Origin of the sequence: Fulvimonas sp. R45, from assembly GCF_030504985.1 — a bacterium.
Lineage (GTDB): Bacteria > Pseudomonadota > Gammaproteobacteria > Xanthomonadales > Rhodanobacteraceae > Rhodanobacter_A.
Genome location: NZ_JASERU010000008.1, coordinates 41356 through 54478 on the forward strand (window position 1 = coordinate 41356; position 13123 = coordinate 54478).

At 68.0% G+C, this 13123-nt stretch carries 13 protein-coding genes; 12 read left to right on the top strand and 1 reads right to left on the bottom strand.

Annotation, left to right across the window (positions count from 1 at the left end):
* Positions 1-21 precede the first annotated feature (21 nt).
* The 8 genes from QMK61_RS09480 to QMK61_RS09515 all read left to right on the top strand — a co-directional run bounded on the left by QMK61_RS09480 (position 22) and on the right by QMK61_RS09515 (position 6629).
* Complete coding sequence (locus tag QMK61_RS09480; protein ID WP_302071957.1) at positions 22-1170, top strand: DUF4157 domain-containing protein; 1149 nt, start codon at positions 22-24, stop codon at positions 1168-1170.
* 88 nt (positions 1171-1258) lie between these two features.
* The gene (locus QMK61_RS09485) at positions 1259-2056 is read left to right on the top strand and encodes an HNH endonuclease (RefSeq protein ID WP_302071958.1); all 798 of its coding nucleotides are present in this window, start codon (positions 1259-1261) and stop codon (positions 2054-2056) included.
* Between the two features lie 344 nt (positions 2057-2400).
* Complete coding sequence (gene gmk / locus QMK61_RS09490; RefSeq protein WP_302071959.1) at positions 2401-3030, top strand: guanylate kinase; 630 nt, start codon at positions 2401-2403, stop codon at positions 3028-3030.
* 88 nt (positions 3031-3118) lie between these two features.
* Positions 3119-3949: an ABC transporter ATP-binding protein gene (locus tag QMK61_RS09495; protein WP_302071960.1), complete on the top strand. Its 831-nt coding sequence runs from the start codon at positions 3119-3121 to the stop codon at positions 3947-3949.
* Positions 3946-4719 (top strand): lipid asymmetry maintenance ABC transporter permease subunit MlaE, encoded by a 774-nt coding sequence (gene mlaE, locus QMK61_RS09500; RefSeq protein WP_302071961.1) that lies wholly within the window; start codon positions 3946-3948, stop codon positions 4717-4719. Before QMK61_RS09495 ends, mlaE begins: the two co-directional genes overlap by 4 nt.
* A 40-nt stretch (positions 4720-4759) precedes the next feature.
* Entirely contained in the window at positions 4760-5620 is an 861-nt protein-coding gene (gene mlaD / locus QMK61_RS09505; RefSeq protein WP_302071962.1) for an outer membrane lipid asymmetry maintenance protein MlaD, read from the top strand.
* A 32-nt stretch (positions 5621-5652) separates the two neighbouring features.
* Positions 5653-6327 carry an ABC transporter substrate-binding protein gene (locus tag QMK61_RS09510; protein ID WP_302071963.1) on the top strand — a complete coding sequence of 225 codons (675 nt, stop codon included), beginning with the start codon at positions 5653-5655 and terminating at the stop codon, positions 6325-6327.
* Positions 6328-6332: 5 nt separating this feature from the next.
* A complete protein-coding gene (locus QMK61_RS09515) occupies positions 6333-6629 on the top strand; it encodes an STAS domain-containing protein (protein ID WP_302071964.1) in 297 nt (98 codons plus the stop codon).
* An 82-nt stretch (positions 6630-6711) separates the two neighbouring features.
* Here the strand turns inward: QMK61_RS09515 and QMK61_RS09520 are convergent, their stop codons facing one another.
* A complete protein-coding gene (locus tag QMK61_RS09520) occupies positions 6712-7560 on the bottom strand; it encodes a VacJ family lipoprotein (RefSeq protein WP_302071965.1) in 849 nt (282 codons plus the stop codon).
* A gap of 194 nt (positions 7561-7754) precedes the next feature.
* On the opposite strand from QMK61_RS09520, the gene rpoZ reads away from it, so the two are divergent.
* From rpoZ to recG, 4 genes are all read left to right on the top strand, one after another.
* Entirely contained in the window at positions 7755-8045 is a 291-nt protein-coding gene (rpoZ, locus tag QMK61_RS09525) for a DNA-directed RNA polymerase subunit omega (protein WP_090449213.1), read from the top strand.
* Between the two features lie 136 nt (positions 8046-8181).
* Positions 8182-10347, top strand: a complete 2166-nt coding sequence (locus tag QMK61_RS09530) for a bifunctional (p)ppGpp synthetase/guanosine-3',5'-bis(diphosphate) 3'-pyrophosphohydrolase (protein WP_302071966.1) — start codon at positions 8182-8184, stop codon at positions 10345-10347.
* Positions 10348-10446: 99 nt separating this feature from the next.
* On the top strand, positions 10447-10830 hold the full coding sequence (locus tag QMK61_RS09535) for a RidA family protein (RefSeq protein ID WP_302071967.1): 384 nt from the start codon (positions 10447-10449) through the stop codon (positions 10828-10830).
* A 101-nt stretch (positions 10831-10931) separates the two neighbouring features.
* Positions 10932-13049 carry an ATP-dependent DNA helicase RecG gene (recG, locus tag QMK61_RS09540; protein ID WP_302071968.1) on the top strand — a complete coding sequence of 706 codons (2118 nt, stop codon included), beginning with the start codon at positions 10932-10934 and terminating at the stop codon, positions 13047-13049.
* Positions 13050-13123 lie beyond the last annotated feature (74 nt).

The following is a 13123-nucleotide window of genomic DNA, read 5'->3' on the forward strand; positions in this document are numbered from 1 at the left end:
AATCCGTCAGGAGATCGCCGCATGGACATGGCTGCATTGGTTCAGCACGACGCCAGGTGCGCTCGGACTGCAGAGCCGGCCGCTGTCGCACAGTCACATCCTCATTCACTGCAAAAGCGGGTCGATGCCAGCACGCGGCAACTCGTGCAAGGAGAGCGACTGGCGCAGTTGCACGCTGCGCCGGCTCGGCGGAATCCCAATGGTTTGCCGCAGCAGCTGCGAGCCGGCATCGAAGCTTTGTCAGGCATGGACATGGGCGACGTCGTGGTGCATCGCAATTCGGCCCAGCCGGCGCAGTTGAACGCGCTTGCCTATGCCCAGGGCAACCAAATTCATCTGGGGCCGGGGCAGGAGAAGCACCTGGCGCACGAGGCCTGGCATGTGGTGCAGCAGCGGCAGGGGCGAGTAAAACCAACGAAGCAGATGAAGGATGGCGTGTCGATCAACGACGATCAGCGCCTGGAGCGTGAGGCCGATGTGATGGGCCTTCGCGCGCAAGGCGGTGGCCAGGCTGTCATGCGAAAGCCGGAAAAAGAAGCGTCGTTGGCGGCGCCCGTGCAGAGACTTGAAGGCGAGGTTCGCAGGGAGGTTCCTCTCGAGCAACTGCCGGAGGCGGATACCCGCAAGCGCCTGATGAGCTCTTTCAAGAAAAGCTCGATGGGAGGGCCCATGGTGGATAGCGCAGACAAGCTTGTGCAAAGGCGGCCCAAGAAGGAGTCGTGGGGTGGAGGAGACCTTTTCACAGTGCTCAAAAGCGATCTTAACACTGGGACCGGAACCAGCAAAGGCACCCGCGAATACGTCAACAGTCCAGGTACCTACAAGCCAAGCTCTGTCCTTTTCGACTACGGGGCGGATAAGAGTGCTATCAAAGCAAAATACAAAGTTACGATAAACAAAAATGCATATGAAGTTGATAATTCAGAGGCGGATTACTCCTATAAATCAGGCAGCCTGTGGGATGCCGGGCATAAGTTGGGGCGTCAAAATGGCGGTCTCGGCGATGACAACGATTGGGTCTTTCCGCAAAACCCGGCCTTCAATCAGGGTAACAGCAGGAACATGGACGACGTGGAAGAGACCTATCCCTTATGGCGCGAGCATGAGAATACATTTCACCAGGGCGTGAAAGACCACGGTAGCGGCGTCTGGTGGATCAAGTTGGTGTGATTGTGTGGCGATGTATGCAAACAGCATGCGGATTTTCAACAAAATAGACTTGTAGTGGCTTGCCAAGTGGCAGATATTGGGGAAAGTCATGCAAAAAGCTGAAGCGGAACACAGCCAAGTGCACGGCTTGCCGGCCGCGAGCCAGGGTGGCGGCATGGCGCTCGAATCACTGCAGAGCGACCGGATTGCGCAACTTTCGGACAAAGCGAATGGCAGCGCCCAAGTTGTGGCACAGCGCAGAATGGTGGACTCGATCCAGCATAGTCCACGCGTGACGGCGCAGGCCGTGGCTTGCGATGGCGTTGACGGTAATCCAATCTCGGGCGGCAAGTCAGGTGTTGCAATGCCAAACTCTCCGAGTGGAGAGCATGCCGTAGTGATGATGAAAAAGGATGCGGCACTTGCCGAGTTGCGATCGAAGGAGAGTGGGTGGACAGCTACGAAGATCATCAAGCCGAAAAATGGCAACAAGGGCGTATTTCGATTTCCAATGAACGGTGACAATATTGATACATTCGTCGGAACGAACAGCGTCCCCAGCGGTATCACGATTCCTTCCGAGCACTCGGACGCCGAAAACCCTGGAAGCCTGTATGCCCCAGTGGCGGATCATGATCTGTCGAAAAAATACGGCCATGCTGAAGGCTTAAGCGACACTGTCATTAGAACCGGCGCTAGGTCGGCGCATTTCGCACACGGTGATGAAGGCCACGGTATACACAGAGAGAACAGTTTGACTTGGCATCACAAGGCAAAAGTTGGCCATATGGAACTTATCGACATGAACGTGCATGGTGCTTTCTGGCACTACGGTGGAATCGCAGGCTGGAGTGCCAGCCTTGTTGATCCATCCGATGGCGACGATGATGCGGGTGCGTCATCATGAAAGCCCATGGCCGCGATGCAAAGAAACGGAGTCGGATTCGCTTGCTCTCCCTTCCACCGCGATCTTCGCAAACGGAAGCTGGGGTCAGAGTCTGAGATTTCTCCACGAGCAGGAACGGGGCCCAGGAATGGGGCCAGAAACGGAGTCAGGTTCCCGAGGTGAGCAGCATCTACGGCGGCGGCCTGCGCGGCCCGGTGGTGATTCCCGGAGATGACTGATCCGGCTGCTCGCTGCCCGCGCGATGCGTCAGGCTCTGACCGCGATCGGCCATGCCGTTATACTTGGTCGATGAACGGCCTTGCCATCATCCCCCGTTGCCCTGCCTGCTCCGGGCGCCACGCCGCATGAGCATGCCGATGTCGGGCACTTTGTTCGTGGTCGCCGCCCCCTCGGGCGCCGGCAAGTCCACCCTGGTCAACGCGCTGCTGGAGCGCGAGCCGGCGATCTCGCTGTCGGTGTCGCACACCACCCGGCCGCCGCGGCCGGGCGAGCAGTACGGGCGGCACTATTACTTCGTGGAGCGCGCGGAGTTCGAGCGCGAGGTCGCCGAGGGCGTCTTCCTCGAGCATGCCGAAGTGCACGGCAACCTGTACGGCACCTCGCGCACCACGGTGCAGGAGCTGCTGGCGCAGGGGCGCGACGTGCTGCTGGAGATCGACTGGCAGGGCGCGGCGCAGATCCGCGCCAGCAAGCCCGACTGCGTCAGCGTGTTCATCCTGCCGCCCTCGCGCGCCGAACTGGAGCGCCGCCTGCGCGGGCGCGGCTCGGACGCGCCGGAGGTGATCGAGCGCCGCCTGCGCAACTCGCGCGGCGAGATCGCCCACGCGCACGAGTTCGACTACATCATCGTCAACGACCGCTTCGAGACCGCGCTGGACGACCTGCAGGCGATCGTGCGCGCGGTGCGCCTGCGCACCGCGCTGCAGTGGCGGCGGTACGAGGCGCTGATCGCCGAGCTGCTGGCGGCTGAATGAGCCGGGGGCGCCGTGGATGGCCTTCGGGCCGATCTTCGGCTAACGTTCACGCTTTTCCTGTACCCGCCAGTTCATGACCGAGCCTGCCATGCCCAATCAGGCCACGCCCGACGATCGCGTCCTGGTGCGCATCCGTGGCCTGACCACGGTGCTCAACGGGAAGAAGGTGTTCGACGCGCTGGACCTGGACATCCCGCGCGGCAAGGTCACCGCCATCATGGGCCCCAGCGGCACCGGCAAGACCACCCTGCTCAAGCACATCACCGGGCAGATGTACGGCGACGCCGGCGAGGTGTGGGTGGACGGCCGGGACGTGCCCAGGCTCGACCGCGAAGCGCTCTACACGCTGCGCGAGCGCATCGGCTACCTGTTCCAGAACTCGGCCCTGCTGACCGACTTCGACGTGTTCGAGAACGTGGCCTTCCCGCTGCGCCAGCACACGAAGCTGCCCGAGGTGCTGATCCGCAACATCGTGCTGACCAAGTTGCAGGCGGTGGGCCTGCGCGGCGCGGCCGCGCTGATGCCCAGCGAGCTGTCCGGCGGCATGGCGCGGCGCGTGGCGCTGGCGCGGGCGATCGTGTTCGACCCGATGCTGATCCTGTACGACGAGCCCTTCGTGGGCCTGGACCCGATCGCGCTGAACCAGGTGCTGAAGCTGATCCGCACGCTCAACGAGACGCTGGGCATCACCAGCGTGCTGGTGGCGCACGAACTGGAGGCGATCAAGCAGGTGGCCGACCACATCTACCTGATCGCCAACGGCAAGGTGGTGGCGCAGGGCGATCCGAAGACCATCGCCGACGACGGCTCGCCGTGGACGCGGCAGTTCTTCGGCGGCGAGGCGGACGGCCCGGTGCCGTTCCAGTACCCGGCCGGCGACTATGCCGAGGCGCTGGGCTTCAAGCGGAGCAGGGGATGAACGCGCGCGCCGGCAACGACAACATCGTGGCACGCTCGCTGGAGCAGATCGGCGACTGCGGCCTGTTCCTGCTGCGCGTGCTGGCGGCGATCCCGCGCAGCCTGCGGCATGCGCGCGAGACGGTGCGCCAGCTGTGGTTCGTCGGCGCGATGAGCCTCACCATCATCATGGTCTGCGGCCTGTTCGTGGGCATGGTGCTGGGGTTGCAGCTGTACCACGTGCTGTCGATCTTCGGCGGCACCGCGGCCACCGGCACGGTGGTGGCGATCGCGATCTACCGCGAGCTGGGGCCGGTGGTCACCGCGCTGCTGTTCGCCGGCCGCGCCGGCACCGCGATCACCGCGGAGATCGGCCTGATGCGCGCCACCGACCAGATCGCCGCGATGGAGCTGATGGCGGTGGACCCGCTGGCCTACGTGGCGGCGCCGCGCTTCCTCGCCGGGCTGATCGCGATGCCGCTGCTGTGCTGCGTGTTCTGCGCGCTGGGCATCTTCGGCGGGCACCTGGTCGGGGTGAGCTGGCTGGGCATCGACAACGGCACCTTCTGGTCGAACATGACCGCCACCGTGGACGTGTGGCAGGACATCGTCAACGGCGTGGTCTGGAAGAGCCTGGTGTTCGGCGCGGTGGTCTCGCTGATCGCGGTGTTCCAGGGCTACACCACGCCGCCGACCAGCGAGGGCGTGGCCTACGCCACCACCCGCACGGTGGTCGCCTCGTCCATCGCCATCCTGGCGCTGGACTTCGTGCTGACCGCGTTCCTGATGTGATTGTTCCGATGATGACCCGATTCCCGTTGAGGATGCTGCCGTGAGCCAGAGAAAGTTCTATGCCGTCGGCACCGGCCTGTTCATCGTGCTCGGCTTCGCCGCGCTGGCCTACCTGGCGACCCAGACCAGCTCGGTGGCGAACCGCCACCAGGGCGCCAGCTATACCGTCGACGCGCAGTTCGAGAACATCGGCCAGCTGAAGGAGCGCGCGCCGGTGAAGGTGGCGGGCGTGCGCGTGGGGCAGGTGCAATCGATCGCGCTGGAGCCGGGCAAGCCGGTGGCCGACGTGAAGCTGTCGATCGACAGGCGCTACGGCACCATCCCGGCCGATTCGGTGGCGACGATCTTCACCAGCGGCCTGCTCGGCGACCAGTACGTGGGCATCGAGTACGGCCACGCCAAGAAATACGTGGTCGACGGCGGCAGGCTGGCGCTGACCCGTTCCAGCCAGCCGCTGGAGGAGATGCTCGGCAAGTTCTTCGGCGCCGGCGGCGCGGCCGACAACATCGGCGGCACCTACCAGGTGAAGGCGCGCTTCAGCAACGTCGGCACGCTGTCGGTGGGCGCGCCGGTGAAGATGGCCGGCGTGGCGATCGGCCAGGTCGCCTCGGTGCAGGCCGACCCGACCAAGCTGGACGCGCTGGTGACCCTGGCGATCGACAAAAAGTACGACCAGATCCCCGACGATTCGGCCGCCGCGGTGTTCACCAGCGGTTTGATCGGCAGCCAGTACGTTGCGATCCAGCCCGGCGGCTCGCCCGACATGCTGAAGGACGGCGACGAGCTGATCCTCACCCAGTCGGCGATGCAGCTGGAGGACCTGATCGGCAAGTTCCTGGTCAACGGTACCAACGGCGACAAGTCCAAGGACGCGTCGTCCACTCCCGCCGGCAAGCACTGAGCCGGCTCCCCGAGACACACAAGGAGTTCCCCATGTTGCGCAGCAGCCTGGTTCTCGCCGTCGCCTTCGCCCTGGGCGGCGCCGTCGTCGCCCCCGCCTTCGCCCAGACCTCCATCCAGGCGCCCGCCGCGGCGCAGACGCCGGTGCAGGTGGTGCAGGAGATCGCCCACCAGCTCGACACCGCCGTGGCCGGCCACAAGGCCGAGCTGGCGAAGAACAAGGAAAAGCTGATCTCGGTCATCAACGAGGTCTTCCTGCCGCACTTCGACGTGGACTACGCCTCGATCCTGGTGCTGGGCCAGCATGCCCGCGAGGCCACGCCGGAACAGCGCGCGCGCTTCGCCAAGGCGTTCTACGAGTCGATCACCCACCGCTACGCGGAAGGCCTGCTCAACTACACCCAGGGCGCGGTGAAGGTGCTGCCGTTCAACGGCGACCTCAACGACAAGCGCACCGTGGTGCGCACCCAGGTGGTGATGGGCGACGGCAAGACGGTGTCGGTGGACTACGCCTTCCGCAAGTCGCGCAGCGGCGACTGGAAGGCCTACGACGTGATCATCGAGGGCATTTCCTACATCACCAACTACCGCAACCAGGTCGACGCGGAGATCCGCAAGGTCGGCCTGGACCAGCTGATCAAGAACCTCGAGACCCAGGGCGCGCAGGCGCTGAAGTCGATGGAACAGCAGGACGGCAAGGGGCACTGACCGCGATGGCGCAGGCGTCCTTCCGGCTGGACGGCGGCGAGCCGGGTACCGTGGCGGTGTCCGGCACGCTCAGCTTCGCCACCGCGGCGGCGGCGTTGGGCGAGTTGAACGCGGCACTGGCGGGCGGCAGGCACCAGCTCGACCTGGCGGGCGTGTCCGCCTGCGACAGCGCCGGGCTGGCCTGCGTGCTGGCCGTACTGGCCGAGGCAGCGCGCCACGGCCGGGCGGTGCGCGTGCTGAACGCGCCCGCGGGCCTGCGCGCGCTGGCCCGGGTGTGCGGCGTGGAGCCGATGCTGGCCTGAGCCTGGTTGACGATCGCCGGATACGAAAAACGGGGCCCGTGGCCCCGTTTTTCATGCCGACGACAAGGTTGGCCGGCAGCGGTCAGCCGTGCCCCTGCGGCTTGGCGGGCGGGGTGCCGGAGTCGTGCCGCTGCTCCCACTGGTGCTGCTCGTCCAGCAGCTGGTCGGGGTCGAAGCCCTGCTGGTCCAGGCCCTGCATGCGCTCGATCACGCCGGCCGGCGGGTTGCCGTCGTACAGCTTGTACAGGCGGTGCTGGCGATAGGCGTCGCGCATGAAGGCGTATGGATCGTAGGCGGACTGCAGGAAGCCTTCCGCATCGATCGCCTGGGCGCGCAGCGTGACCAGGTAGAGCAGGCCGGGCGTGTAGTACAGGCCGTGGTGGAACTTGTGGTTGCGGGTCAGGTAGCCGAGCGGGTCGAAGAAATAGCTGTCCACCGGCAGTCGCCACACGTCGCGCATGGTGGTGGGGCCCACGAACGGCAGCATCAGGAAGTCGCCGTCCGGCACACCCCAGCGCGCCAGGGTGATGCCGAAGTCGGTGTCGTCGTCGGGGATCCCCATCGCCGTGGCCGGGTCGAAGATGCCGCCGATGCCCAGGGTCAGGTTGACCAGGAAGCGGCCGGTGCCTTCCAGCGCCTGCCTCGGCCGCGCCTGCAGCAGGTCGTTGGCCACGGTGATCGGCATGCGCAGGTTGGTGAAGAAGTTGCTCACCGAGCGCCGCACCGGCGGGTTGGTCACCTTGCGGTAGCCCACGGCGACCGGGCGGATCACCGCCTTGTCCATGGTGTCGTTGAAGGTGTAGACCTTGCGGTTGAACTTCTGCAGCGGGTCGTCGGTGCGCGGCGGCGCCACCGCGCAGCCGGCCAGCAACAGCACGGCCAGCGCGACGGCGGCGCGGCGGGCGAATCGGAAACGGGGCGGGGAGGGCATCGGCAGGGGCGTCCGCTGCGGGAGGGGAGATGAAAATTGTACTTGCTGGTTCTGTATTCTGCACGACCGGCGTCGCGTCCGCCCCGGGGGATGGCGGGCGACCGCCCATGATACGGGGCCTCGCATTGCCAGCCAAGCGGCCTCTGGCTACACTGTCGGCCCATATAAGTCGCTTTATCCCTTAAGGATTTCACATGGCACGCATTACCGTGGAAGACTGCCTCGAGGTGGTCGACAACCGATTCGAGCTGGTCCTGATGGCGACCAAGCGCGCCCGCCAGCTCTCCAAGGGCGCCGAGCCGGCCGTCAACCCGGACCACGACAAGCCCACCGTGCTGGCCCTGCGCGAGATCGCCGACCGCCGCATCGACCAGGCCACCATCGACGAGATCGACAAGGCCGAACGCGAGCGCGCCGAGCGCGAGGCGCTGGAATGGGCCGCGGCCGAGGTGGACGACGACCTTTCCAAGGGCGGCGACGACTGATGGAGGGCGGCGGCTGTCGATGGCGCCGTCGCACCGCCGGCCATGCCGGCAAGCCTGAGCGCGCCCCGTTCGCGGGCGCCTCCCGTCAGCGCCGCCCATGCCGCGGAGCGGGCGCCTGAGCGGGCCTCGCGTTCCCATGCCGGCGGCCGCGCATCCCGCATCCGTGGATCCGTCCGTGCTGCCCCCCTACGTGCTGGCGCTGAAGGAACGCCTCGGTTACCTCCCCGAGGCCCAGGTCGCGCGCGTGCTGCGCGCCTACGAGGTGGGCGCGCACGCGCACGAGGGGCAGGCGCGCAAGAGCGGCGAACCGTACATCACCCACCCGGTCGCCGTGGCCGGCATCCTGGCCGAGCTGGGCCTCGATGCCGAGACCATCATCGCGGCGATCCTGCACGACACGCTGGAGGACACCGCGCTCAGCCGCAGCGCATTGTCCAGCGAGTTCGGCGAGACCGTGGCCGAGCTGGTCGACGGCGTCACCAAGCTGGACAAGATGCGCTTCTCCAGCCGCCAGGAGGCCGACGCGGAAAGCTTCCGCAAGATGCTGCTGGCGATGGCGCGCGACCTGCGCGTGATCCTGATCAAGCTGGCCGACCGCCTGCACAACATGCGCACGCTGGGCGCCAAGGACGCGCCCTCGCGCCGCCGCATCGCGCGCGAGACGCTGGAGATCTACGCGCCGATCGCCCAGCGGCTGGGCATGAACAAGTTCAAGGCCGAGCTGCAGGACCTGGGCTTCCGCGCGCTGTATCCCGACCGCTACCGCGTGATCAGCGAGCGCATCCGCGCCGCGCTGGGCAACCGCCGCGAGGCGATGGGCAAGATCGAGGCGGCGCTGTCCGCGCGGCTGTCCGCCGAGCACCTCGCCGCGCGGGTGGTCGGCCGCATCAAGTCGCCGTGGAGCATCTATTCCAAGATGCACGGCGAGCACAAGAGCTTCACCCAGCTGATGGACGTGTACGGCTTCCGCGTGGTGGTCGAGAGCGCGATGAGCTGCTACATGGCGCTGGGCGTGGTGCACGCGCTGTACAAGCCGGTGGACCGGCGCTTCAAGGACTTCATCGCGATCCCCAAGGCGAACGGCTACCAATCGCTGCACACCGTGCTGCTGGGGCCGTTCGGCGCGCCGATCGAGGTGCAGATCCGCACCCCCGAGATGGATTCGGTGGCCGAGAGCGGCGTGGCCGCGCACTGGGCCTACAAGACCGATTCCGGCCCGGCCAACAGCGCCCAGGCGCGCGCGCGCGAATGGCTGTCCTCGCTGGCCGACAGCTCGGTGCACACCACCTCGTCGTCGGAGTTCATCGAGAACGTCAAGATCGACCTGTTCCCCGACGAGGTCTACCTGTTCACCCCGCGCGGCGACATCCTGGCGCTGCCGCGCAACGCCACCGCGCTGGACTTCGCCTACGCGGTGCACACCGACGTGGGCGACCACGCGGTGGCCGCGCGCGTGGACAAGAAGCTGCTGCCGCTGCGCACGCGGCTGGAGTCCGGCCAGCTGGTGGAGATCATCACCGCGCCCTCGGCGGTGCCGAACCCGGCCTGGCTGGAGGTCGTGGTGACCGGCAAGGCGCGCACCGCGATCCGCCAGTACCTCAAGCACCTGCAGCACGAGGACGCGGTGGACTTCGGCCATCGCATGCTCGACCGGGCGCTGGCCGCGCTGGGCACCAGCCTGGAGGTGGTGCCGCCGGCGGTGCTGGACCGCTTCCTGCAGGAATCCAAGTTCAAGCGGCTGGAGGAACTGCTGGCCGACCTGGCGCTGGGCAACCGCATGCCCGACCAGGTGGCGGCACAGCTGGTGGCCTCCGGCGGCGAGCGTTCGCGCGGGGCGAAGCCGGCCGCGCGCGCCAGCGAGAAGATCCGCATCACCGGCGCCGAGCGCGGCGTGCTCAGTTTCGCCAACTGCTGCCACCCGCTGCCGGGCGACGAGATCATCGGCTACCTGTCCTCGGGCAAGGGCATCGTGGTGCACCGCACCGAGTGCCCGAACGTGGTCGAGCTGCGCAAGTCGCCGGAGCGCTGCGTGGCGATCGAGTGGGACCGCGACGTGCAGGGCGACTACCGCGCCGAGCTGCGCATCGAGGTGATCAACCGCCCCGGCGTGCTGGCGACCATCGCCGCGGCGATCGCGGCGGCGGACTCCAATATCGAGAACGTGGAATACGTCGAGCGCGACCTCGCCGCCGCCACGCTGCTGTTCACCATCGAGGTGAAGAACCGCAAGCACCTGGCCGACGTGATGCGCCGCGTGCGCCGTACCGGCGTGGTGAGCGGCGTCTACCGCTATCCGCTGTAGGGGCGCGCTCCGTCGCGGAAGCCGGCCGGGCCGCGGTGCCGCGGTTTTCGCGCACGGAATGCGCCCCCAAAATCGCTTCTTTCCAACCGAGGTTCCGCCATGTCCCGCCAGATCATCGCCACCGACCAGGCCCCCGCCGCGATCGGCCCGTATTCGCAGGCCGTGCGCCATGGCGGCACGGTGTACTTCTCCGGCCAGATCCCGCTCGACCCGGCCACCGGCCACCTGGTGGAAGGCGACATCGCCATGCAGACGCGGCGCGTGTTCGACAACCTGGTGGCGGTGGCGCAGGCGGCCGGCGGTTCGCTGGCGCAGTTCGTGCGCGTGGGCATCTACGTCACCGACCTGGCGAACTTCGCCGCGGTGAACGCGGTGATGGCCGAGTATTTCCAGGCGCCGTACCCGGCGCGGTCCACCATCGAGGTCTCCGCGCTGCCCAAGGGCGCGCAGGTGGAAGTCGACGCGATCATGGTGCTCGACTGAGTCTGCGTATGCGCCGCGCCGCGGCCTGACCGTGCGGCGCGGCATGCGCCGACGGCGGCGGGCTGCATCGGCCTGCCGCGCTGGGCTACGCTTCGGCTTCCATGCCCGCCCGCAGCACGCCCGCCACCGTCCCGTCCCGCACCGACCCCGGCCTGTCGCCGGTCGGCGCGCTGCCGGGCGTCGGCCCGGCACTGGCCGACGCGCTCGCGAAGCTGGGGCTGGAGCAGGTGCAGGACCTGTGGTTCCACCTGCCGCTGCGCTACGAGGACCGCACCCGCGTCGCCGCGATCGCCGACCTGCGTCCCGGCGAGACGGCCCAGGTGGTCGGCGCGGTGGAGGCGGTGGAGCGCGGCTTCCGCTATCGGCCGCAGTTGAAGGTGGCGATCGGCGACGCGTCGCGGCAGACCCTGCTGCTGCGCTTCTTCCATTTCCATCGCGCGCAGGCGGACCTGCTGCGCCCCGGCGTGCGGCTGCTCTGTTTCGGCGAGGTGCGCCAGGGCGCGCACGGGCTGGAGATGGTGCATCCGCAGTACCGCCGCCTGGGTGACGACGAGGCGGTGGCGGTGGAGGACCGGTTGAGCCCGGTCTACCCCGCCACCGAGGGCCTGGGCCAGAAGCGCCTGGCCGGGACCGTGGCGAAGGCGCTGGCGCTGTTGCCCGGGGCGACGCAACTGGAATTGATCCCCGCCGCGCTGTGTGCGGAGCACGGCCTGGCTTCGCTGCGCGATGCGCTGCTCTACGTGCACCGCCCGCCGCCCGACGCGGCGCTGGCGCAACTGGCGCAGGGCCGCCACCCCGCCCAGCAGCGGCTGGCCTTCGAGGAACTGCTGGCCCAGCACATCGGCCTGAAGCGCATGCGCGCCGCGGTGCGCCGCCGGCACGCGCCCGTGCTGGACGGCGACGGCCGGCTGCGCCGGGCCATGCTGGCCGCGCTGCCGTTCCGCCTGACCGCCGCGCAGCAGCGGGTGGGCGACGAGGTACTGGACGACCTGGCCTGCCCGAAGCCGATGCTGCGGCTGGTGCAGGGCGACGTGGGCTCGGGCAAGACCGTGGTCGCGGCGCTGGCCGCGCTGGCGGCGGTGGAGGCCGGCCACCAGGTGGCGCTGGTGGCGCCCACCGAGCTGCTGGCCGAGCAGCACCTGCACAACTTCCGCCACTGGCTGGAACCGCTCGGCGTGGCGGTGGAATGGCTGGCCGGCAAGGTCGCCGGCAAGGCGCGCCAGCGCGCGCTGGCGCGCGTGGCCGAGGGTGCCGCGCCGGTGGTGGTCGGCACCCATGCGCTGATGCAGGAAGGCGTGGCCTTCGCGCGGCTGGGCCTGGTGATCGTGGACGAACAGCACCGCTTCGGCGTGCAGCAGCGCCTGGCCCTGCGCGACAAGGGACGCGACGGCGAACGGGTGCCGCACCAACTGGTGCTCACCGCCACCCCGATCCCGCGCACGCTGGCGATGAGCGCCTACGCCGACCTCGACGTCTCCTCCATCGACGAGCTGCCGCCCGGGCGCACGCCGGTGCAGACCCTCGCCGTCTCCAATGCGCGCCGGGGGGAGGTGATCGAACGCATCCACGCCGCCTGCGCGGAAGGCCGCCAGGCGTACTGGGTGTGCACGCTGATCGAGGAGTCGGAGCAACTGCGCGCGCAGGCCGCCGAGGTGGCGCACGCCGAGCTGTCCGCCGCGCTGGAAGGCTGCCGGGTCGGGCTGATCCACGGCCGCATGAAGCCGAAGGAGAAGCAGGCGGTGATGGACGCCTTCAAGACCGGGGAGCTGGCCGTGCTGGTGGCCACCACGGTAATCGAGGTGGGCGTGGACGTGCCCAACGCCAGCCTGATGGTGATCGAGAACAGCGAGCGCCTGGGCCTAGCCCAGCTGCATCAGCTGCGCGGCCGGGTCGGGCGTGGCGCGGTCGCCTCCAGTTGCGTGCTGCTGTACCAGCCGCCGCTGGGCCAGCTGGCGCGCGAGCGGCTGGCCGTGATGCGCGAGACCAACGACGGCTTCCGCATCGCCGAGAAGGACCTGGAGCTGCGCGGCCCCGGCGAGGTGCTGGGCACGCGCCAGACCGGCCAGCTCGCCTTCCGCATCGCCGACCTGGCGCGGGACGCGCACCTGCTGCCGGCCGTGCAGCAGGTGGGCGAACGCATGCTGGCGCAGTATCCGGAACAGGCGACGCGGCTGATGCAGCGCTGGGTCGGCGGCGCGGCGCGCTACGCCCAGGCATAGTTTTTGCGATCATCCATGATCGAACATCAGACGGCAGCCATCCTTGGCCGCACTTTTCAATTCCGGTAACCCTC

Coding starts and splice junctions, on each gene's coding strand:
- QMK61_RS09515 (WP_302071964.1), top strand. CDS start 6,333: ATGGCGCAGGCGTCCTTCCGGCTGGACGGCGGCGAGCCGGGTACCGTG.
- QMK61_RS09480 (WP_302071957.1), top strand. CDS start 22: ATGGACATGGCTGCATTGGTTCAGCACGACGCCAGGTGCGCTCGGACT.
- QMK61_RS09520 (WP_302071965.1), bottom strand. CDS start 7,560: ATGCCCTCCCCGCCCCGTTTCCGATTCGCCCGCCGCGCCGCCGTCGCG.
- QMK61_RS09530 (WP_302071966.1), top strand. CDS start 8,182: ATGCCGGCGGCCGCGCATCCCGCATCCGTGGATCCGTCCGTGCTGCCC.
- QMK61_RS09495 (WP_302071960.1), top strand. CDS start 3,119: ATGCCCAATCAGGCCACGCCCGACGATCGCGTCCTGGTGCGCATCCGT.
- QMK61_RS09485 (WP_302071958.1), top strand. CDS start 1,259: ATGCAAAAAGCTGAAGCGGAACACAGCCAAGTGCACGGCTTGCCGGCC.
- QMK61_RS09510 (WP_302071963.1), top strand. CDS start 5,653: ATGTTGCGCAGCAGCCTGGTTCTCGCCGTCGCCTTCGCCCTGGGCGGC.
- rpoZ (WP_090449213.1), top strand. CDS start 7,755: ATGGCACGCATTACCGTGGAAGACTGCCTCGAGGTGGTCGACAACCGA.
- QMK61_RS09535 (WP_302071967.1), top strand. CDS start 10,447: ATGTCCCGCCAGATCATCGCCACCGACCAGGCCCCCGCCGCGATCGGC.
- mlaE (WP_302071961.1), top strand. CDS start 3,946: ATGAACGCGCGCGCCGGCAACGACAACATCGTGGCACGCTCGCTGGAG.
- recG (WP_302071968.1), top strand. CDS start 10,932: ATGCCCGCCCGCAGCACGCCCGCCACCGTCCCGTCCCGCACCGACCCC.
- gmk (WP_302071959.1), top strand. CDS start 2,401: ATGAGCATGCCGATGTCGGGCACTTTGTTCGTGGTCGCCGCCCCCTCG.